Origin of the sequence: Hafnia sp. CBA7124 (assembly GCF_002355555.1) — a bacterium.
Classification (GTDB): Bacteria; Pseudomonadota; Gammaproteobacteria; order Enterobacterales; family Enterobacteriaceae; genus Hafnia; species Hafnia alvei.
On the sequence record NZ_AP017469.1, the window covers coordinates 159370 to 181270 of the forward strand.

The 21901-nt window shown below is 48.2% G+C and carries 18 protein-coding genes and 5 tRNA genes; 19 read left to right on the forward strand and 4 right to left on the reverse strand.

The genetic code is table 11. From position 1 onward, the window contains the following. Nucleotides 1-7 precede the first annotated feature (7 nt). Nucleotides 8-439, forward strand: a complete 432-nt coding sequence (locus CPY98_RS00770) for a MarR family winged helix-turn-helix transcriptional regulator (protein ID WP_025802095.1) — start codon at nucleotides 8-10, stop codon at nucleotides 437-439. A gap of 90 nt (nucleotides 440-529) precedes the next feature. Here the strand turns inward: CPY98_RS00770 and gppA are convergent, their stop codons facing one another. Both gppA and rhlB read right to left on the reverse strand, forming a co-directional pair. Continuing rightward, on the reverse strand, nucleotides 530-2023 hold the full coding sequence (gene gppA, locus CPY98_RS00775; RefSeq protein WP_096385969.1) for a guanosine-5'-triphosphate,3'-diphosphate diphosphatase: 1494 nt from the start codon (nucleotides 2021-2023) through the stop codon (nucleotides 530-532). Between the two features lie 6 nt (nucleotides 2024-2029). Beyond that, nucleotides 2030-3319: an ATP-dependent RNA helicase RhlB gene (gene rhlB / locus CPY98_RS00780; RefSeq protein ID WP_025802099.1), complete on the reverse strand. Its 1290-nt coding sequence runs from the start codon at nucleotides 3317-3319 to the stop codon at nucleotides 2030-2032. A gap of 168 nt (nucleotides 3320-3487) precedes the next feature. On the opposite strand from rhlB, the gene trxA reads away from it, so the two are divergent. From trxA to CPY98_RS00870, 18 genes are all read left to right on the forward strand, one after another. Further along, the gene (trxA, locus tag CPY98_RS00785; RefSeq protein WP_004089255.1) at nucleotides 3488-3814 is read left to right on the forward strand and encodes a thioredoxin TrxA; all 327 of its coding nucleotides are present in this window, start codon (nucleotides 3488-3490) and stop codon (nucleotides 3812-3814) included. Between the two features lie 446 nt (nucleotides 3815-4260). Then, complete coding sequence (gene rho / locus CPY98_RS00790) at nucleotides 4261-5520, forward strand: transcription termination factor Rho (RefSeq protein WP_008815829.1); 1260 nt, start codon at nucleotides 4261-4263, stop codon at nucleotides 5518-5520. Between the two features lie 280 nt (nucleotides 5521-5800). Then, nucleotides 5801-6895 carry a UDP-N-acetylglucosamine--undecaprenyl-phosphate N-acetylglucosaminephosphotransferase gene (gene wecA / locus CPY98_RS00795; protein ID WP_096385972.1) on the forward strand — a complete coding sequence of 365 codons (1095 nt, stop codon included), beginning with the start codon at nucleotides 5801-5803 and terminating at the stop codon, nucleotides 6893-6895. Between the two features lie 12 nt (nucleotides 6896-6907). Next, the gene (wzzE, locus tag CPY98_RS00800; protein ID WP_096385974.1) at nucleotides 6908-7966 is read left to right on the forward strand and encodes an ECA polysaccharide chain length modulation protein; all 1059 of its coding nucleotides are present in this window, start codon (nucleotides 6908-6910) and stop codon (nucleotides 7964-7966) included. A gap of 76 nt (nucleotides 7967-8042) precedes the next feature. Further along, nucleotides 8043-9173 carry a non-hydrolyzing UDP-N-acetylglucosamine 2-epimerase gene (gene wecB, locus CPY98_RS00805; RefSeq protein ID WP_025802107.1) on the forward strand — a complete coding sequence of 377 codons (1131 nt, stop codon included), beginning with the start codon at nucleotides 8043-8045 and terminating at the stop codon, nucleotides 9171-9173. Next, nucleotides 9170-10432: a UDP-N-acetyl-D-mannosamine dehydrogenase gene (wecC, locus tag CPY98_RS00810; RefSeq protein ID WP_025802109.1), complete on the forward strand. Its 1263-nt coding sequence runs from the start codon at nucleotides 9170-9172 to the stop codon at nucleotides 10430-10432. Before wecB ends, wecC begins: the two co-directional genes overlap by 4 nt. After that, complete coding sequence (gene rffG, locus CPY98_RS00815; protein WP_172863829.1) at nucleotides 10423-11493, forward strand: dTDP-glucose 4,6-dehydratase; 1071 nt, start codon at nucleotides 10423-10425, stop codon at nucleotides 11491-11493. The genes wecC and rffG overlap by 10 nt, the downstream gene beginning before the upstream one ends. Nucleotides 11494-11541: 48 nt before the next feature. Continuing rightward, nucleotides 11542-12267, forward strand: coding sequence for a dTDP-4-amino-4,6-dideoxy-D-galactose acyltransferase (gene rffC, locus CPY98_RS00820; RefSeq protein ID WP_096385977.1), 726 nt, complete (start codon nucleotides 11542-11544; stop codon nucleotides 12265-12267). Between the two features lie 4 nt (nucleotides 12268-12271). Next, the gene (gene rffA / locus CPY98_RS00825) at nucleotides 12272-13402 is read left to right on the forward strand and encodes a dTDP-4-amino-4,6-dideoxygalactose transaminase (RefSeq protein WP_043490209.1); all 1131 of its coding nucleotides are present in this window, start codon (nucleotides 12272-12274) and stop codon (nucleotides 13400-13402) included. Further along, nucleotides 13402-14652, forward strand: coding sequence for a lipid III flippase WzxE (wzxE, locus tag CPY98_RS00830; protein WP_096385979.1), 1251 nt, complete (start codon nucleotides 13402-13404; stop codon nucleotides 14650-14652). Before rffA ends, wzxE begins: the two co-directional genes overlap by 1 nt. Then, nucleotides 14649-15734, forward strand: a complete 1086-nt coding sequence (locus tag CPY98_RS00835) for a TDP-N-acetylfucosamine:lipid II N-acetylfucosaminyltransferase (RefSeq protein ID WP_096385982.1) — start codon at nucleotides 14649-14651, stop codon at nucleotides 15732-15734. Before wzxE ends, CPY98_RS00835 begins: the two co-directional genes overlap by 4 nt. Beyond that, nucleotides 15731-17107, forward strand: a complete 1377-nt coding sequence (wzyE, locus tag CPY98_RS00840; RefSeq protein WP_096385984.1) for an ECA oligosaccharide polymerase — start codon at nucleotides 15731-15733, stop codon at nucleotides 17105-17107. Before CPY98_RS00835 ends, wzyE begins: the two co-directional genes overlap by 4 nt. Continuing rightward, nucleotides 17107-17853: a lipopolysaccharide N-acetylmannosaminouronosyltransferase gene (wecG, locus tag CPY98_RS00845; protein ID WP_046450403.1), complete on the forward strand. Its 747-nt coding sequence runs from the start codon at nucleotides 17107-17109 to the stop codon at nucleotides 17851-17853. The genes wzyE and wecG overlap by 1 nt, the downstream gene beginning before the upstream one ends. A gap of 256 nt (nucleotides 17854-18109) precedes the next feature. Further along, nucleotides 18110-18186, forward strand: a tRNA-Arg gene (locus tag CPY98_RS00850). Between the two features lie 99 nt (nucleotides 18187-18285). Beyond that, nucleotides 18286-18361 (forward strand) — tRNA-His (locus tag CPY98_RS00855). A gap of 15 nt (nucleotides 18362-18376) precedes the next feature. Then, nucleotides 18377-18463, forward strand: a tRNA-Leu gene (locus CPY98_RS00860). 87 nt (nucleotides 18464-18550) lie between these two features. Further along, a tRNA-Pro gene (locus CPY98_RS00865) sits at nucleotides 18551-18627 on the forward strand. Nucleotides 18628-18719: 92 nt separating this feature from the next. Next, a tRNA-Pro gene (locus tag CPY98_RS00870) sits at nucleotides 18720-18796 on the forward strand. A gap of 711 nt (nucleotides 18797-19507) precedes the next feature. Here the strand turns inward: CPY98_RS00870 and hemY are convergent. After that, nucleotides 19508-20713, reverse strand: a complete 1206-nt coding sequence (hemY, locus tag CPY98_RS00875) for a protoheme IX biogenesis protein HemY (RefSeq protein WP_025802125.1) — start codon at nucleotides 20711-20713, stop codon at nucleotides 19508-19510. Nucleotides 20714-20715: 2 nt separating this feature from the next. Beyond that, entirely contained in the window at nucleotides 20716-21894 is a 1179-nt protein-coding gene (gene hemX / locus CPY98_RS00880; RefSeq protein ID WP_043490220.1) for a uroporphyrinogen-III C-methyltransferase, read from the reverse strand. Between the last annotated feature and the right edge of the window lie 7 nt (nucleotides 21895-21901).

Consider the following 21901-nt stretch of genomic DNA (forward strand, 5'->3'; position numbering starts at 1 on the left):
AGATAATGTGAGGAAAGACTATGGCATATTGACCGACCTACTGCGTGAGAACCATACGCAATGGCAACAGCTGCTTGAGCCAACGTTAAATGAGCTCGGAGTGACTTTTGTGGATCGCATTATTCTTGATCAGCTAGCAAAGAGTGGCAGTATTTCAAAAAATGAGCTGGCAAAGTTGTTAGGAACAATGCACCAAAATTTAACTCGTTCGATTGGGCGATTAGAGCTACAGGGATTGTTGGTGAGCCAAAAATCAGCGTCTGATATGCGACAAGTTTATCTTGATATTACGCCGAAGGGTGAAAACATAAACAACATCATTAATACAAAAATTAATGAATGCTGGAATAGAATTTTTAGTGATGTTTCCAACGAAAATATTGAGCAACTAACCTCAATGCTGACTCTCATTAAGAATAAGCTTGTTGAGATTGAATAGGCTTGTGTGTGAACGGGTTGATATCTCGTCTGAAATAGAGGCTCTCAAAGCTTGATAGCTTAAAGAGCCTCAGTATTTGTGCGTATAATTTTACTCAATCTCTTCCACGAGCAGAGTCCAATGCACATAGCTTTGCCACAAACTTTCCTGATGCAGGTTTTCGGCTCTCAGAGGATGGGCATGTAGCCAACCTGCGGGGAGGTCGAGGTGCAATGTGTCGCTTTCGGCCTTAAGGTTCAAAAGTGGCATTGTGTCGTCGCGGCGACGGCTGGCAAAGATGATCGCCAAGCGTAGAATACGACATAGACGGTGTGCAATATCCTGTGGAACAGCATTTTGCTGGTTGAGTACCTGCATATCTAGCGTGCCGGTTTGGTTTTGTAGCAGGGCAGCCAGAAGTTTCTTTTGCGCAGGAGTGAAACCCGGTAAGTCGAGGTTGCGGATGAGATAAGCGGCGTGCTGCGTTGACTGTTTAAAATCAACGCTTAAGCCAACTTCATGCAGCAGACATGCCCAGTGTAGTAGTTCTGCACTGCGGCTATCAATAGGCCACGTTTTAGATAATTGCAGGACAAAACTTTCTGCTAATAGGCTAACGCGTTCTGCCTGTTCAATATCAAGCTGGTAACGCCGTTGAATATTACGGATAGTGCGAGCTCGAATATCTTGCTCTACCGGTAAATCCAGCATGCCATAGACTAATCCCTCTCGGAGTGCGCCGCCGGATAACGTCATACTTTCGATATCTAACGTTTCAAAAATCGCAATCAGAATAGATAAGCCACTCGGGAATACCAGCGCACGCTCTAGCGTAAGCCCATCAATTTCAAGCTCTTCGAGTTTGCCACATTGGATTGCGCGTTGACGCATTTGTATCAGCTTATTGAGCGTGATACGTTCATCCATTCCCTGCGCTACCATGATTTCTTGCAGTGCTTGAACGGTACCTGACGCCCCGACGCAAATCTGCCAGCCGTGCTGTTTTAGGCTATCGGCTATCGGTAAAATCATTTCACGCGCAGCAGAGCCCGCGAGGTCAAAATTTTCCTGCGATAGATTACGATCGCTGAAAAAGCGCTCAAGCCATGTCACACAGCCCATGGGTAAACTGTGAAGAACATCCGCCGTTGCGCCTTTGCCTGCAGCTAACTCGGTACTGCCACCGCCGATATCGACAACTAAGCGTTGTGCAGACCCTCCGGTGGTATGCGCCACGCCTTGGTAAATCAGGCGAGCTTCTTCTTCTCCGCTGATCACCTGTACTGGGCGACCAAGGATTTCTTCTGCTTGGGTGATGAACTGCTGCGCATTTTTTGCAATACGCAACGTCGCCGTGGCGACCACCCTGATTTGTTCACGCGGAATATCCTGCAAACGTTCAGAGAACAAACGTAGGCATTGCCAACCACGCTGCATCGCTTCGTCAGAGAGCATATTCTCGCTGTCTAAACCCGCTGCTAAACGTACTTTGCGCTTAATTCGGGCGAGTACCTGAATACTTCCCGCCACCTCACGCACAACCAGCATATGAAAGCTGTTAGAACCAAGATCAATAGCGGCATACAATGAGGCGGAGCTACGCATAAATAATTAACTCGTACGTTTACGGCTTTGACGCATCGAACCGTTGTTACGGCGCGGGCCTGAGCTACGGCGTTGGCCGTTGTTACTCCGAGGGCGAGTTAATCGCTTCGGCGCAGGTAAATCAGTTAGCAATGCATCGCTGTTGTACTTACTTACTGGAATTGAATGCTCAATGTAGGTTTCAATTGCCGGTAAATTTAATACATATTCTTCACACGCTAGCGTGATGGAATAACCGCTTTCGCCAGCGCGACCTGTACGGCCAATGCGGTGAACGTAGTCTTCGCAGTCATCAGGTAAATCGTAGTTAAAGACGTGTGTAACCAGTGGAATATGTAACCCACGTGCCGCAACGTCGGTCGCAACCAGAATATCCAGATTGCCTTTGGTGAAATCATCAAGAATACGCAGGCGTTTTTTCTGCGCTACATCACCGGTCAGCAAACCAACGCGATGTCCGTCTGCGGCTAAGTGGCCCCAGATGTCTTCACAGCGGTGTTTGGTATTGGCGAAAATAATGCAACGATCTGGCCACTCTTCTTCTATTAGCGTTTGCAGCAAACGCATTTTTTCTTCATTAGAAGGATAGAACAGCTCTTCTTTAATACGGTGACCCGTTTTTTGTTCTGGCTCGACTTCAATATATTCGGCGTTGTTCATGTGCTCGAAAGCCAGCTCACGCACGCGGTATGACAGCGTGGCAGAGAACATCATATTGAGGCGCTGATTAGTCGCAGGCATGCGACGGAATAGCCAGCGGATATCTTTGATAAAGCCCAGATCGAACATGCGGTCAGCTTCATCAAGAACCACAACCTGAATACAGGCTAAGTCGATATGACCTTGTTTCGCATAATCGATAAGACGACCGGTGGTGCCGATCAGGATATCAACGCCGCTTTCGAGCACTTTAAGCTGTTTGTCATAGCCGTCACCGCCGTAAGCTAAGCCTAATTTCAGGCCAGTTTCATGCGCTAAAGCTTCAGCATCGGAGTGGATTTGAACGGCTAACTCACGTGTCGGAGCCATAATCAGCGCTCTTGGCTGATTGGTTTTACGGTTCTCTGCGGCAGGGTGAGTAAGTAAATAATGGAAAGTTGACGCTAAAAAAGCCAGCGTCTTACCGGTGCCTGTTTGCGCCTGACCTGCAACATCACGCCCGTTCACTGTCAGGGGTAATGCGAGTGCCTGAATAGGCGTGCAGTTATGAAAGCCTTTAGATTCAAGGGCTTTGACCACCGTAGGGTGCAGGGCGAAGTCGGCGAACTTCTGTTCAGTTAAGTGTGTTTTGCTCATAGTGTCGTAGAATAACAGTTAACGCTATGTTCACGAAAGACGTTCACGAAAGTATTGCTTTACGAACGCGTATCCGTTGAAATAAAGTCAACCCTTTATTGGAAGGTGATCGGTCTAGTAGGTTAAGATTATACCAATAAAGGCAGACTTAATCCTGTGGAGTAGAACATGAGCGATAAAATTGTTCACCTGAGTGACAATAGCTTTGATACCGATGTATTGAAAGCTGAAGGCCCGATTCTGGTTGATTTCTGGGCAGAATGGTGCGGTCCATGCAAGATGATTGCTCCGATTTTGGATGAAATCGCGACTGAATACGAAGGTAAGTTGACCATTGCTAAGCTGAATATCGATGAAAACCCGGCTACGGCGCCGAAGTTTGGCATCCGCGGTATTCCAACCCTGTTACTGTTTAAAAACGGTGCAGTGGCTGCGACTAAGGTCGGCGCTTTGTCTAAGACTCAATTGAAAGAGTTCTTGGACGCGAATCTGTAACCATCATAATGCGTTCTTTATGATGTTGTTTAGCGGTTAGTCGTTTTCTTGCGACTGACCGCTAGACGTCCGCGAATAAGCGTGTTAAGTTTAATCACACTGCAATACAGTACATACCTGTAGTTTGAATCATAAAGTTAGAATCTAAGTTTTATTCTGTTTTGAGACCTCTGTGTTTTAACCCCATAGTGCGGCCTTTTCAAAGTATTGCGGCCATCACTGCTGGGGAGCAGCAAGCTAAAACATAGGTTTTAAACCGTACGGCACCTTCATATCATCAATGAGTACACGCGAATTGGATCTGCAATCTTTTCTCATGTGTGCGATTTATCCGCGCTGTAATCCACATCGGGTGTTATGAAAGTCCACAAACAGGCATGGATGACCCCTGTCATACCATTCACAATACGTTCGAGATATACCCCGAGTTTAAAGAACCCACCATTATGAATCTTACCGAATTAAAGAACACGCCGGTTTCAGAGCTAATTACTCTTGGCGAAAACATGGGCCTAGAGAATCTGGCCCGTATGCGTAAACAGGACATCATTTTTGCAATCCTGAAACAACATGCAAAAAGCGGCGAAGACATCTTCGGTGACGGGGTGCTAGAAATATTGCAGGACGGATTTGGTTTCCTCCGCTCTGGTGATAGTTCCTACCTTGCTGGCCCTGATGATATCTACGTTTCTCCAAGTCAAATCCGTCGCTTCAACCTTCGCACTGGCGATACTATTTCTGGTAAAATCCGCCCACCGAAAGAAGGTGAACGCTATTTTGCCCTGTTGAAAGTTAACGAAGTTAACTACGACAAACCTGAAAATGCCCGCAGTAAAATCCTGTTCGAAAACCTTACACCTCTACATGCAAACTCTCGTCTTCGTATGGAACGCGGCAACGGTTCTACCGAAGATTTGACTGCACGCGTGCTGGATCTGGCATCGCCTATTGGGCGTGGTCAGCGTGGCCTTATCGTGGCTCCGCCGAAAGCGGGTAAAACCATGCTGCTGCAAAACATCGCACAAAGCATTGCCTACAATCATCCAGATTGTACGTTGATGGTTCTGCTGATTGATGAGCGTCCTGAAGAAGTAACCGAAATGCAGCGTTTGGTTAAAGGTGAAGTTATTGCTTCGACCTTTGACGAACCAGCTTCCCGCCACGTTCAGGTTGCTGAAATGGTTATCGAGAAGGCGAAGCGTCTGGTTGAGCATAAGAAAGACGTTATCATCCTGCTTGACTCCATCACTCGTCTGGCTCGTGCTTATAACACCGTGGTTCCTGCGTCAGGTAAAGTACTGACCGGTGGTGTGGATGCGAATGCCTTGCACCGTCCAAAACGCTTCTTCGGTGCTGCGCGTAACGTGGAAGAGGGCGGTAGCCTGACCATTATCGCCACCGCGCTGGTCGATACCGGTTCTAAAATGGATGAAGTTATCTATGAAGAATTTAAAGGTACCGGCAACATGGAACTGCATCTTTCTCGCAAAATTGCAGAAAAACGTGTCTTCCCAGCGATCGACTACAACCGCTCTGGTACACGTAAAGAAGAGCTTTTGACTACATCAGAAGAGCTGCAGAAAATGTGGATCCTACGCAAGATTATTCACCCAATGGGCGAAATCGATGCGATGGAGTTCCTCATTAATAAACTTGCGATGACGAAAACGAACGACGATTTCTTCGATATGATGAAGCGTTCTTAATTTTCAGATAACTCGGGGAAACGCCATGTTAGAGATAACATGGCGTTTTTCTCATTTAACGGATACGCTTGTTCACTAAAATAGGTGTTAGTACACTAAGCGCCGCGATGATGGCGTCTGTTCTGCTTAATGCTTGATGCATCACGTCAACTTTGCAGTTCATGTGTTATCACATGGGAATTGTATGTGTGACGGTGTACTATCCATCGATACCAAATTTTATGGCATTGTTTAGCAAACTAATTCTTTTGTTAGCAATAAACACAGAGAGCAGTTAACCGTGAATTTACTCGATATGAGTATGAGCCTTTTCCTTATTTTCCTATTCTCATTTGCGTTCTTGTTTTTTGCTCGAAAAGTCGCAAAAAAAGTAGGATTAGTTGATAAGCCTAACTATCGCAAACGCCATCAGGGGTTAATTCCTTTGGTCGGTGGTATTTCTGTTTATGCGGGCATCTGTTTTACTTTCCTCTTTTTCCAGCCTTACATACCTCACGCTAAACTCTATCTAATTTGTGCCGGTATCTTAGTGTTTGTCGGGGCTTTGGATGATCGCTTCGATATTAGCGTGAAATTCCGAGCCACGGTTCAAGCGCTGATTGCTGTGGCGATGATGGTGTATGGCGGGTTGTATCTCATGACGCTTGGCCATGTGCTAGGGCCTTGGGAATTAAACCTTGGGCCATTTGGCTATGTCGTGACGCTGTTTGCCGTGTGGGCTGCGATCAACGCATTCAACATGGTTGATGGGATTGATGGTTTGCTGGGGGGCTTATCCTGCGTGACCTTTGGCGCGATGGGGATTTTGCTTTTCCAAGATCATCAAGGCGATCTGGCTCTGTGGTGCTTTGCCATTATTGCGGCGATTTTACCTTATATCGTGTTAAACCTCGGTCTCTTAGGGCGTCGGTATAAAGTATTTATGGGTGATGCTGGTAGCACCTTGATTGGCTTTACAGTGATTTGGATCTTGCTGCAAAGTACACAAGGTAAATCCCACCCGATGAACCCAGTGACTGCTTTGTGGATGATTGCGATCCCGCTGATGGATATGATTGCGATCATGTACCGCCGATTACGCAAAGGTATGAGCCCCTTCTCTCCAGACCGCCAGCATATTCATCATTTAATTATGCGTGCCGGTTTTACGTCTCGTCAGGCTTTCGCTCTCATTACCGTTGCCGCTGCACTTTTAGCAGGAATTGGTATTTTGGGAGAAAAGCTGCCGTTTATGCCTGAATGGGGAATGTTGGCATTATTCTTGCTTGCATTTTTCATGTACGGGTACTGTATTAAACGCGCGTGGCGTGTCGCTCGTTATATAAAGCGTATGAAGCGACGACTTCGTAACGCAGCACAGCGCAAAAAAGCTTAACCTGATGTAGTGATGGGTATTGAGACAATGTCGAATCAGAACGAAATGCTCGTTGAAAACGAGTTAGATATTCGCGGGTTATTCCGCACCCTTTGGCAGGGCAAAACGTGGATTATTGGTATGGCCGCGGCCTTTGCTATCGTAGCAATACTGGTTTCGTTCCTGATGAAGCAAGAGTGGAGCGCAACTGCGATTACCGATAGGCCAACGGTTAACATGCTGGGTGGCTATTATTCACAGCAGCAGTTTTTGCGTAACCTTGATCAGCGGAGTGGTGCTAACGCAACACAAGAGCCAACTATTGCAGATGAAGCCTATAATGAATTCATTATGCAACTTGCCGCATACGATACTCGCCGTGATTTCTGGCTACAGACCAAGTATTACCAAGAGCGTAAAGAGGGTGATGCCAAAGCCGATGCCGCGTTATTGGATGAGCTGGTCAATAACATCATTTTCCTGCCGCGTGATGACGCGAAGAAAACTAATGACAGCGTTAAGTTGATTGCTGAAACGGCGGCTGATGCGAATCAGTTACTGCGTCAGTATGTTGCTTTTGCTAGCCAGCAAGCGGCGGGCCACTTGAATGAAGAGATTCAAGGCGCGTGGGCCGCTCGAACCATTTCGCTCAAAGCTCAGGTTAAACGTCAGGAAGAAGTGGCTTCGGCTATTTACCAACGCGAAGTGAAAGGGCTTGAGCAAGGTTTGAAAATTGCGCAGCAGCAAGGGATCAGCAGTTCACGCACTGATACTCCTGCTGAGCAGCTTCCTGCGGCCGACTTATTCATGTTGGGGCGCCCAATGTTGCAGGCTCGGTTAGAGGCATTGCAGGCATCAGGGCCAAGCTACGATCTCGATTACGATCAAAATCGTGCCATGCTAAATACTCTGAATGTTGGGCCTACATTAGATGGCAAATTCCAAACCTATCGCTACCTACGAACTCCAGAAGAACCGGTTAAACGCGATAGTCCTCGCCGCGGATTTATGTTGGTGATGTGGGGAGCGATTGGCGCGTTGGTTGGCGCTGGTTTTGCCTTGGTAAGGCGAACCCGTTCGCAAGTTATCTGAATTCATCCTATTGGGCACCGAAAGGTGCCCAAACTACGGCTAATGGTCGTAATTTACTGATAAAAAGAGATCTACAGTGAAAGTATTGACTGTATTTGGAACCCGTCCTGAAGCCATAAAAATGGCACCGCTGGTTCACGCTTTGGCCAAGGATAGTGCCTTTGAAGCGAGAGTTTGCGTAACCGCTCAGCATCGCGAGATGTTAGATCAAGTATTGCATCTATTTAGTATCGTACCTGACTATGACCTTAATATTATGAAACCGGGTCAGGGGTTAAGCGAAATAACCTGTCGTATTCTTGAAGGTTTGAAGCCGGTATTAGAAGAGTTTAAACCTGACATCGTATTGGTTCACGGCGATACCACCACCACGATGGCCGCGAGCCTAGCCGCTTTTTACCAGCGTATTCCTGTTGGTCACGTTGAAGCTGGTTTACGTACCGGCAATCTGTATTCGCCGTGGCCAGAAGAGGCGAATCGTACGTTGACAGGCCATATGGCCATGTTCCACTTTGCGCCGACGGAAACGTCCAAACAGAACCTGATTAGAGAAGCGATCTCCGATAAAAATATCTTCGTAACGGGTAATACCGTTATTGATGCATTGATTTGGGTGCGCGACCGTGTGTTTAGCGATGATGAGCTGAGAGAAAGTCTCGACCAACGTTATCCATTCTTAGATAAAAACAAGAAGATGATTCTCGTTACTGGGCATCGTCGTGAAAGCTTTGGCGGCGGTTTTGAACGTATTTGCAGCGCTTTGGCTGAGATTGCTCGCACCCATCCTGAGGTGCAAGTCGTTTACCCCGTGCACTTAAATCCGAATGTGAGCGAGCCTGTTAATCGGATTCTACGTGGGATCGATAACGTGATTCTTATCGATCCACAAGATTACCTGCCTTTCGTCTATCTCATGAACCATGCCTATATGATCCTGACAGACTCTGGTGGTATTCAGGAAGAGGCTCCATCGCTGGGTAAACCCGTGTTGGTGATGCGAGATACGACCGAACGCCCAGAAGCGGTGGATGCAGGAACGGTGCGCCTCGTAGGGACGGATACTCAGGATATATTAGAACAAGTCAGCCGGCTTCTCACGGATGAAGAGGAATATCATGCGATGAGCCGTGCACATAACCCGTATGGCGATGGACATGCCTGTCAGCGCATCCTTGAAGCCCTAAAAAATCATCAGGTGACGTTATGAGTTTTGAAACTATCTCTGTTATTGGCTTGGGATACATTGGTTTACCAACAGCCGCTGCATTTTCCTCACGCCAGAAGAAAGTGATTGGCGTAGATGTGAACCAGCACGCCGTTGATACCATTAATCGCGGCGCTATCCACATTGTGGAGCCAGATTTAGACAAAGTCGTTAAGCAGGCCGTTGAAGGTGGCTTCCTACGTGCTGTAACCAAACCGGAAGCGGCAGACGCTTTTTTGATCGCGGTTCCTACGCCATTTAAAGGCGATCATGAACCCGATATGGTTTTCGTTGAGTCTGCGGCAAAATCTATTGCGCCAGTGCTGAAAAAAGGCGACTTGGTTATTCTCGAGTCTACTTCACCTGTCGGTGCCACGGAACAAATGGTTGCTTGGTTGGCTGAGTCTCGCCCTGATTTAACCTTCCCGCATCAAGTTGGGGAAGCGGCAGATGTGAATATTGCCTACTGCCCTGAGCGTGTATTGCCGGGTAAGGTGATGGTTGAGCTGATCCAGAATGACCGTGTCATTGGTGGAATGACGCCAAAATGTTCCGCACGAGCCAGCGAGCTTTATAAGATATTCCTCGAAGGTGAATGCGTAGTAACGAATTCGCGCACCGCTGAAATGTGCAAATTAACGGAAAACAGCTTCCGCGATGTGAATATTGCCTTCGCTAATGAACTGTCGTTAATTTGTGATACTCAGGGTATCAACGTTTGGGATTTAATTGCCCTTGCCAACCGGCATCCACGCGTCAATATTTTGCAGCCTGGCCCAGGCGTTGGTGGACACTGCATTGCGGTTGATCCTTGGTTCATTGTTTCTCAGAACCCTCAGCAGGCGCGCTTAATCCATACCGCACGTTTGGTGAACGACGGTAAACCGCTATGGGTGGTTGACCGCGTTAAGGCCACCGTTGCTGATTGTTTAGCTCAATCTGGCAAACGCGCCGCTGAAGTTAAAATTGCCTGCTTTGGATTGGCCTTTAAGCCTGATATTGACGATTTACGCGAAAGCCCGGCGATGGAAATTGCCCATATGATTTCCGAGTGGCACGTGGGTAAAACGATGGTCGTCGAGCCAAATATTGAGCAGTTGCCGAAAAAACTGATTGGTCATGCCGAGCTGGCTACCATTGATGATGCGTTACGTGATGCGGATGTGATCGTAATGCTGGTTGATCATAAACAGTTTAAAGCAATCCCAGCTGAGCAAGTTGTTCAGACTTACATCGTTGATACCAAAGGGGTATGGAAGTGAAACGCATTCTTGTAACCGGCGGCGCTGGATTCATCGGTTCGGCCGTTGTACGACATATCATTGCAGATACGAATAACAGCGTGGTTGTGGTTGATAAGCTGACCTATGCTGGCAATTTAGAATCCCTCACGCCTGTAGCCGATAACGAGCGCTATTCGTTTGAACAGGTTGATATTTGTAACCGCAATGAGTTGGATCGCGTTTTTGCCCAGTATCAGCCTGATTATGTTATGCATCTGGCTGCTGAAAGCCACGTCGATCGCTCAATTGACGGCCCTGCTGATTTTATCGAAACCAACATCGTTGGCACTTATACGATGTTAGAGGCCGCCCGTCAGTACTGGAACGGGCTTGATGCATCGCGTAAAGACGCATTCCGTTTCCATCATATTTCTACCGACGAAGTTTATGGCGATCTGCATGGCACCGACGATTTCTTCACTGAGACCACGCCATATGCACCTAGCAGCCCATATTCGGCGTCGAAAGCATCCAGCGATCACCTAGTCCGCGCTTGGTTACGGACCTATGGTTTCCCGACCATTGTGACCAACTGCTCAAACAACTATGGCCCATATCATTTCCCTGAGAAGCTAATCCCGTTGATTATTCTCAACGCATTAGCGGGCAAGCCGCTGCCGGTTTATGGAAATGGAGCCCAGATCCGTGATTGGCTGTATGTTGAAGATCACGCGCGTGCGCTGTATTTAGTGGTTACGGAAGGTGCGATTGGCGAAACTTATAATATCGGTGGTCACAACGAACGTAAAAATATCGACGTTGTGAAAACCGTTTGTGCTCTTCTGGAGGAACTTGTTCCTAGCAAACCAGAAGGCGTTGAGCACTATGCTGATTTAATTACCTATGTGACCGATCGCCCTGGGCACGATATGCGTTACGCCATTGATGCCGCCAAAATTGAGCGTGAGCTCGGCTGGCGACCTCAAGAAACCTTTGAAAGCGGCATTCGCAAAACGGTTCAATGGTATCTGGCTAATGAGTCATGGTGGAAGCGCGTGCAGGATGGCTCTTACGCCGGTGAGCGCTTGGGTCTGCAATAACGTTTTCTTTAAGAAAATTGGAAGGCAAAAACTTAATGGGTCGATTACATGTGCGTCCACGCCAGTATTGAACCCTTGGCGTGGGAGAGTGAATATTTTCATCTCCGCACCGCCAAGTTAGCTTTTTCAACGGCGGCTCCAATATTAACAACGGCTGATTTTCAGCCGTTTGATATTGTGCAGGCCAAAATTCCCGCAGACCGAGTCGCGCTGGCGGATGGCTTAGCAAATCTAGGTTTTCGTCTGGTTGAGGGAGAAATTGATCTTTCTCTTCCTATAGAAAAAGCCCAACTTGGCACGGAACCTGCTAATTCACCGCCGATGGACTCTTCTTGTCGCATTGCGTCTGCTGAGGATATTCCTTGGCTACGGACTCAGGCCGCTCAGGCTTTCGCGCTTAGTCGCTTTCGGGCGCCTTGGTATCAAGCAGACGATAGCGCACGTTTTTACGCCGAGTGGGTGGAAAAAGCCGTGCTGGGCACCTTTGACCATCAATGCCTGCTAGTTCTGAATGCACAGATGAAACCCGCGGGTTTTGTCACCCTGCGAGCTCTTGATAATGGCGAGGCCAGAATTGGTCTGCTGGCGGTTGCGTCAGAGTGTAGCGGTCTTGGCGTTGGCAGGCAATTAATGCTATTGGCACAAAATTGGTGTCGGGATAAAAACTTGTCGCGTCTGCATGTTGCAACGCAAATTGGCAATATTCCGGCTTTACGGCTTTATATTCGCAGCGGTGCCGTGATTGAAAGCACGGCCTACTGGCTATACAGGTGAACACATGATTCCATTTAATGCTCCTCCAGTGGTAGGGACCGAACTTGAGTATATGCAGGCTGCGATGAGCAGCGGCAAGCTGTGCGGTGACGGTGGTTTTACCCGCCGTTGCCAGCAGTGGATGGAACAACGCTTTGGCAGCGCTAAGGTGTTGCTGACGCCTTCGTGCACCGCCTCTTTGGAAATGGCTGCGCTGCTGCTCGATATTCAGCCTGGCGACGAAGTCATCATGCCGAGTTTTACCTTTGTTTCCACGGCTAACGCGTTTGTGCTGCGTGGTGCGACGGTCGTGTTTGTCGATCTGCGTCCAGATACGATGAATATCGATGAAACCAAAATTGAAGCCGCTATTACGGATAAAACGCGCGCGATTGTGCCGGTTCACTACGCAGGCGTAGCCTGTGAAATGGACACCATTATGGCGCTGGCGAAAAAATATAATCTGTTTGTAGTGGAAGATGCTGCTCAGGGTGTGATGTCGACTTACAAAGGTAAAGCGCTGGGCTCCATTGGTCATATTGGTTGCTTTAGCTTCCATGAAACCAAAAACTACACCGCCGGTGGCGAAGGCGGCGCGACGCTGATTAACGATCCTGCACTGATTGAGCGTGCTGAAATTATCCGCGAGAAAGGCACCAATCGTAGCCAGTTCTTCCGTGGCCTCGTCGATAAATATACCTGGCGTGATATTGGCTCTAGCTATTTGATGTCTGACCTACAGGCTGCTTATTTATGGGCTCAGTTGGAAGCCGCTGAGAAGATCAATCAGCGCCGTTTGCAGCTTTGGCAGAATTATTATGATGCGTTTTTACCGTTAGCTAAAAAGGGCAAAGTTGAGCTCCCATCCGTACCTGATGATTGCCAGCAAAATGCGCACATGTTTTACCTTAAGTTGAATGATATTGAACAGCGTTCGGCGTTTATCAGCTATCTGAAAGAAGCCGAAATCATGTCGGTATTCCACTATATTCCGCTGCATGAATGCCCGGCCGGCGAGCGTTTTGGCCATTTTGCTGGTGAGAATAACTTCACCACCAAAGAGAGCGAGCGTTTAGCCCGTCTACCGCTGTTCTATAATATGTCTGACGTTAACCAACGTACGGTGATCAACACGATCCTGAGTTTCTTCGGCTGATGTCATTAGCAAAAGCATCTCTTTGGACGGCAGGCTCTACGCTGATAAAAATCGGGGTAGGGCTGTTGGTCGTAAAACTGCTGGCGGTCTCTTTTGGCCCCAGCGGTGTGGGTCAGGCGGGGAACTTCCGCCAGATGGTGACCGTTTTGGGCGTTCTGTCTGGTGCAGGTATTTTTAACGGTATCACCAAATACGTGGCGGAATACCATCAGCAGCCAGATCGTTTAAAAGCGGTCATGGGTACTTCTTCCAGCATGATTTTAGGGTTCTCGACCCTACTGGCGGTGGTGTTCCTGATAGCGGCTGAACCGATAAGCGTAGGTTTATTCGGGCACGCAGACTATCAACCAATAGTCCGCGCCGTGGCGTTTATCCAGATGGGGATTGCCTACGCCAACTTCTTCATGGCGGTGCTAAAAGGTTTCCGTGATGCACGTGGCAACGCGCTATCGATCATCGGCGGTAGTTTGCTGGGGGTGGTGGCGTACTATCTCTGCTATGCGTTTGGTGGCTATCCTGGCGCATTGGCTGGGCTGGCACTGGTTCCGGCCATCGTGGTGATCCCTGCGGCGTTCATGCTATTTAAACGCCAACATATACCGCTAAATTATTTTCGTCTCGGCTGGGATAAAGCCATTGCGAGTCATTTGGGCAAATTCACTATCATGGCGCTCATCACGTCGGTGACGCTGCCGGTGGCCTATGTGATGATGCGAAATCTGCTTGCTCGGTACTATAGCTGGGATGAAGTAGGGATTTGGCAAGGCGTTAGCAGTATTTCAGATGCCTACCTGCAATTTATTACGGCTTCCTTTAGCGTTTATCTGTTGCCGACGCTGTCGCGCTTGGTGAGTAAACATGAGATCAGCCGTGAAATTACGCGCTCGCTTATGTTTGTATTACCGGCGGTGGCCGCAGCGAGTTTTACCGTGTGGTTACTGCGCGATTTTGCCATTTGGTTGCTGTTTTCAAATAAATTTACGGCGATGCGCGATCTCTTTGCTTGGCAATTGGTCGGCGATGTACTGAAAGTCGGTTCCTATGTTTTTGGCTATTTAGTGATTGCTAAAGCATCGCTGCGTTTTTATGTCATGACCGAAGTTAGCCAGTTTATCTTGCTAACCGGGTTCTCGCATTGGCTGATCCCGCAGCATGGCGCTCTTGGGGCAGCTCAGGCATATATGGCGACTTACATCGTCTATTTCCTGCTCTGCACATCTGTATTCTTGATTTATCGTAGACGGGCATGACGACACTGATTCACGTTCTGGGATCGGATATCCCACACCATAATATTACCGTGCTGCGCTTCTTTAATGACGTTCTGAGTGAACGTGTGCCCGAGGGGCAGGCGCGACACTTTATGATTGCTGCACGCGATGCATCGGCTTTTAGCGCGTTTGATAAACTCGATATTGCCGTTTGGCCCGATAAAAAAAGCTTAGCTGAAGCGGTCATTAAGCGAGCTCAAGCCGATCGTTCGGTGCGTTTCTTCCTGCATGGCCAATTTAATCCCACGCTGTGGATTGCGATACTGATGGGGAAAATCAAATCGTCACAGGTGGCGTGGCATGTTTGGGGCGCAGACCTGTATGAGGATGCGACCAGCTGGAAATTCCGCCTTTTCTATTTGCTACGACGAGTGGCTCAAGGGCGAATTGGACACGTATTTGCTACGCGTGGTGATTTAATCCATTACCAGCAGCGCCATCCTCGTGTACCCGCCTCTTTGCTCTATTTCCCTACGCGTATGGATCCCGCGTTGACGCTGGAGAATCCAGCAAAATCACCGGATGGCCCGCTGACTATTTTAGTGGGGAACTCGGGCGATCGGACGAATCGTCATATTGAAGCGTTGGAATCCATCAAAGAGCAGTTTGGTGACCATAACCACATCATTATCCCACTGGGCTATCCGGCGAATAATGATGCTTATATTGCTCAAGTGAGAGACGCGGCTGAGCGTTTATTCCCTGCGGAGAATGTACAGCTCCTAACTGAGCAGGTGGCTTTTGATGATTATCTCAATATCTTACGTCGCTGTGATTTGGGCTATTTCATTTTCAATCGCCAACAGGGGATTGGGACTTTGTGCCTGTTGATTCAGTTTGGGGTGCCGTTTGTTTTGAGTCGTCAGAATCCATTCTGGCAGGATCTGGCCGAGCAGCATTTACCCGTTTTGTTTTACGGTGATTCGCTAGACCCAAGCGTGGTGCGTGAAGCACAGAGGCAGATGAGCGGGGTCGATAAGGGCCAAATTGCGTTCTTTAATCCAAACTATATTGATGGCTGGCAGCAAGCATTAGCCATTGCTGCAGGGGAGCAGGTATGACTCTAGCGCAATTAGGCGGGCTTTCGCTGGTCTACTTTTTCTCGGTCGTTTTCGTTCTATTTTTGACCTACAAAGAGTTTCGACGCGTACGTTTTAACTTCAATGTTTTCTTCTCATTGCTGTTTTTGCTGACGTTTTACTTTGGGTTCCCACTGACCTGCATGCTGGTATTCCGGTTTGATGTGACGATTGTTCCCGTTGAATATCTGCTTTATGCCCAGCTTTCAGCAACGGCATTTTATGCCATCTATTATGTTACCTATAAAACCCGCCTAAGACCGGTACAGAAGGTTAACGTTGAACGTTCGATGTTCAGTGTTAACCGTGTCGAAGCGCATTTGACATGGATTCTGCTGGCATTGATTGCGATTGGCACCGTTGGCGTGTTCTTTATGAACAACGGCTTCTTGCTATTCAAGCTGCATTCATACAGCCAGATTTTCTCCAGCGATGTATCGGGCGTGGCGCTTAAGCGCTTCTTCTATTTCTTCATTCCCGCCATGCTGGTGGTTTACTTTCTCAAGAAGGATCAGCGTGCGTGGCTGTTCTTTTTAGTGAGCACGGTAGCATTTGGTATTCTGACCTACGTGATTGTGGGGGGAACCCGCGCCAATATTATTATCGCTTTTGCGCTGTTCTTATTTATCGGCATTGTTCGCGGCTGGATCACGCTGTGGATGCTGGTGGCTGCGGGGGTTTTAGGCGTCGTCGGTATGTTCTGGCTTGCGCTTAAACGCTATGGCATGAACGTTAGCGGCGATGAGGCGTTTTATACGTTCTTATACCTCACGCGAGATACATTCTCGCCGTGGGAAAACTTAGGCTTACTGCTGCAGAATTACGACAAGATTGAATTCCAAGGGTTGGCGCCGATCATCCGTGACTTCTATGTTTTCATCCCAAGTTGGATGTGGCCGGGGCGTCCCGATCAGGTATTCAATACCGCCAACTACTTCACCTGGGAAGTGTTGAACAACCATTCCGGGCTGGCTATCTCGCCAACGCTGATTGGTTCTTTGGTCGTGATGGGCGGTGTTGCGTTTATTCCGTTGGGTGCCGTTGCAGTGGGCATGATTATTAAGTGGTTTGATTGGCTCTATGAAAAGGGCAAGCGCGAACCAAATCGCTACAAAGCCGCAGTGATGCAGGCATTTTGTTTTGGTGCGGTATTTAACATTATCGTGCTGGCGCGTGAGGGTGTGGACTCCTTTGTTTCGCGAGTGGTGTTCTTCTGCCTGATCTTTGGGCTATGCCTACTGCTGGCAAAACTACTTTATTGGTTGTTTGATAGTGCTGGGTTGATTCGACAGCACGTACGCCGGAATCGTACACCACGGGCTACGGCTCCGGTTGAAAAGGTATTACAAGGATAATGAACATGCAGACGACAAACCCCATTCCTAAATATGACATCAGGGGTATTGAGCTTTGGGGCTTCCGTGATATGCCGCACTTTCTTGAGCACCTATTTGATGACGGTGAACTGAAGACTGGTACTTTGGTTGCCATCAATGCTGAAAAGGTCATGACCGCTGAAGTGGATAAGCCTTTGCGCGACCTGATTGGTGCGGCGGAGTATAAATATTGCGATGGCATCAGCATGGTTCGTGCGATACGCCGAAAATATCCAAACGCGAATTTAAGTCGCGTAGCGGGTGCTGACTTGTGGGAAGCCATAATGCAGCGTGCGGGAGAACGTGAAATACCGATATTCTTGATCGGTGGTAAACCAGAGGTTTTGTCTGAAACCGAAGCTAAGCTACGTCAGCAATGGAACGTAAATATCGTGGGTAGCCAAGATGGCTACTTTAAACCAGAAGACCGTGCGGCGTTGTTTGAGCGCATCCGTTTGAGTGGCGCAAAGATTGTGACCGTCGCGATGGGCTCGCCTAAACAGGAAATCCTAATGCGCGACTGTCGTAACGTTTATCCCGATGCACTTTATATGGGAGTCGGTGGAACCTACGACGTATTTACTGGACACGTTAAACGAGCGCCTAAAGTCTGGCGAGAGCTTGGCTTGGAGTGGCTTTACCGCTTGCTGTCGCAGCCTACACGTTGGCGCCGTCAGCTGAAGCTGCTTAAGTTTTTAGGGTATTACTATGGCGGTCGTCTATAGCCAGCAGATCAAAGGGGCTTTTAGCCCCTTATTGTTGCCACTTTTATCTGCCAGCGGTATGTTCATTCGTCAGTGACGTCATGGATGAAAATCCATCGATAGCGGATAAACACTGATGATTTGATAGAAGTCGTAGGGTAAAGCGTCGACTTTTGCGTCAGAATGCGCAAAGTCTAATCAAACGCAATATTTATGACAAAAAGCACTAGACAGCATGGCACCAAGTCCGTAATATCCGTTCCCGCAACGGCGCTAAGCGCCCGTAGCTCAGCTGGATAGAGCGCTGCCCTCCGGAGGCAGAGGTCTCAGGTTCGAATCCTGTCGGGCGCACCAGTTTTATAAAAAGCTTTTTATTGAGCTTTGTGTGCAAGAGCTGCGGTGGTATTGAGGTAGTATGTAGTACAATACGATACCGCGTTAGAAGAATTGATGGTGGCTATAGCTCAGTTGGTAGAGCCCTGGATTGTGATTCCAGTTGTCGTGGGTTCGAGTCCCATTAGCCACCCCAGATTTAAGTGGCATTGCGAAGGTGGCGGAATTGGTAGACGCGCTAGCTTCAGGTGTTAGTGTTCTTACGGACGTGAGGGTTCAAGTCCCTCTCTTCGCACCACATCCAATCTAGAATTGGTAAATCTGTGAGTAGTAAAATGACTGAGGTCATTTAGCAGTACGAACTCTTGGTAGTCTAAAGAGTTATCGGCGAGTAGCGCAGCTTGGTAGCGCAACTGGTTTGGGACCAGTGGGTCGGAGGTTCGAATCCTCTCTCGCCGACCAATTTATGAAAGTGATTTCCTACAAAGAAATCTTTTTCAGACAGCTAGAAAACCATAATGTGAAGTTGGCATTATCGGTGAAAAGAATTGTATCGGCGAGTAGCGCAGCTTGGTAGCGCAACTGGTTTGGGACCAGTGGGTCGGAGGTTCGAATCCTCTCTCGCCGACCACTCTTGAGAAAGACCCCGCAATGCGGGGTTTTTTTTCGTCTAAAATATCTCCTTCTTTTGCACCATGTCCTATGAACCACTCAGTGATAGCTCTATCGTTTTATTTCTATTTAGCCTGTTGATTTAAAGAGACTATTTTTAACTCGTTGGCTATTCACGACAAAGGCCATATGTGATGTCTCTGAATTGAGACTTATAACTCATTAATTTAATTGAATAAATAATAATGAAGGTAATGGTGTCGTTTTTAGACGACATTTTATAGACTGAATATGAGTTCTACTATTTAGAACCACGATCTGAGCGTTAAATTCGCTGAAATCCCAACGTGCTATAAAAATGTAGCCACGCCTAAAGCCTCAGGCTTATCGAATCATGGAAAAATACGGTTTAAATTCCGTATAGAAAAAACTTGGCACGCCATGTGCATTAATTATCACGTAGATGCTCATTCACCTCCTTATGCTTGCGAAAGCTTCATAAACCTCCGAATGATGCAGAGCCAATTTACGGTGTCTATTGTCCGATTCTGATGATAGTGGTCTTGACCCTTCATCAAGCTACGGGCGTAACGTTGAGTGAGACACCAATCAGTTGTCCTAAGATCTGATTGTCCTTTTAAGCACTTGCCTTTTGGCAGGTGTTTTTTTTTGCCTAAAATAGAGCAATAAAAAAGCCCGCATAGCGGGCTTTTAAGAAGTGAAGCAATTGTTAGGATGGATTCGCAGGCTGCTCTTGTTTAAGCGTCAATAGCAATCCGTCACGTCGCATCTGCGCCGCTTCTTCTGGGCGGTGCAGTTTATCAAGTACGTCAGCCAGCCACGCGTAGTCGTAGGCGTCAGGACGCTGCTTCAGCGCGGCACGAAACGCATCGCTTGCCTGCTGCCATTCACCATGACGCATCAAGAGCTGACCCAAAGTGCTGTTAAGCAGCGCGCTTGCGCCGTGCTGCTTAATTTGCTGATTCAACAGTTTTTCTAACTGCTCAGGATTACCTGATTTCAGTTTTGGCATCAACAACACTAAACGTTCGTCAAACTTACGCTTCAAACCATCAACTAGAATTTGTTGAGCTGTATCGTGATCGTTGCATTCAATAAGATGCTCAATCATGGCCACCTGCAGCGCTGTTTCATGGCGTGTTTTACGGCTCTGGTCATTCCACCAACTCTTCAGCTCGAGGCTACCGCCGTTGGCCATACGTTCGTTCATTAGGCCAATGTAAGCTTGAAGTTGCAGCTTTTGGATCTCTTCATCGTTATACACGTTGGCTTTTGCCAAGCTCGGCAAGATCTCAAGCAATGACTGATATGCCTGCGTTTTAACATACGCCTGCTCGGCTAAACGAAGAACCTCGGGGTGGCGCGGAGCTACGTTAAGCAGTGCATCTACGCCGTGGCGGGCAGCATGATTTTCACCACGCGCCAACTGAATACGTACTCGGGTAATATCAACAGGCAGCTGGTTGCTATCAGCAACTTCTGACGCGCGTTCCAAATACTGGTTTACGCGTAGATCATCACCGCGCTGCTGAGCGGCTTCTGCGGCCAGTAAATAGTTAACGACAGGCTGTTCTGCGTGATCCGCATTGCGTGAAAGCAGTTTTTCAACCTGAGTGTAATCACCCTCGGCTAACTTCATTAAGCCTTCACGTGTTTGTTTGCGAGCGCGAGTACGCTTGCGGCCAACAAACCAACCGCGAGTGCGGGCACCGGTGCGGAATACGCGGCGCAGCACCCATTCAATCGCGAAAAGCACAACGATCAGCAGGATCAACATGATCACTAGCGATGTGACGCTGGTTTCAATGTTGTAGGTATCCGTTTGGATAAGAACATAGCCTTGATGACCAGCAAACATCGGCCCCAGAACGATCCCTGCGATCAGGATAATAAACAGCAATAAAACTTTAAGCATGTCTATTCCCCCTGCGTTGCGGGTGCTGCGGCTGGCACAGAAGGTGTTGCCATCAAATTACGCACGCGGGTTTGCATCAGCTTTTCCAACAACGGCTGGCTTTTCAGCTCTGTAGGAACATCCATATTGATGGACTGTTGGCTGAGTTCATCCAACTGGCTTAAGAAGGCTTTGGTTGTCGGGTCGTTCATGTCGAAGTAGGCACGTACCCACGTTGAGACAGTTTCAAGCGACTGTTGATAAACCTCGTTTTGATGGCGAGGAACAGCCTGTGCGGCAACCAGAAGGCGAGAACGAATATTTTCGCGTAGATAGACGTCCTGATTTGGGGCTAACAAAGGTTCGGCACTGCTATCACGACGGCGCACGGTAATAAATTCCGACATAAAGTTATGCCAGCTTTTCACCAGATTCTGTCGCCATTCGGTCAGTGAGCTCGATACTTCACCATTGTCTTCATCCATCGGCGCTTCGTCGGTGTTGTTATCTGCCAAACGCAGATCGTCAACTTGGTTTGAGAGCTGATTCAGCTTGAGAATAATGCCATCGAAGTCAATTTGGCTAACGCTGGCCAGCGAGGCAATGTCTTCGGTAATGGCGCGACGAACGTCAATCAGGCTTGGGTCATTCATTTCAGCCAAGCTTTCATCTGCGCTTTTCAACAATGCGCCCGCGGTCGTCACATCCTGATCGCTCCACAGCTTGCGGCCCGCAAGCTTGACGAGGAAGTCAGCCTGAGCCAGCAGCCAGTTTTTCGCATCACTACCGGAAATTGCGGCCACTTTCGCTTCCAGCTCTTTTAGCTGCTGCGACTGCGAGGTTTGCAACTGATCGGTCACGCTGAGCGCTTTGTTTTGCTGGTTGATTAACGCATTAATGCGCAGCTTTTCTTGAGCCTGTTCGGTATGCAATGCGGTCAGTTGGTCGCTGAGCTCATTGTTTTCAGCTTGTTGAGCCAGAGCTTGCTGATGGCCGTGATAATACAAGCCTGCGCCGAGAGCGATTGCTATAACGATAGCGATAGCACCGAGCACCGGCCCTTTTGCGGATTCTTTTTTCACAGTTTTAGCGACCTGCTCACCAGAAGTATTGTTATTGAGATTAGATGCTGGCTGGATCTCGTGTTCAGTCGCGGTGTTCGTTTCCTCAACCTTTTCAGGCGGGGTTGTCGGTTCCGTCATCTTGGCA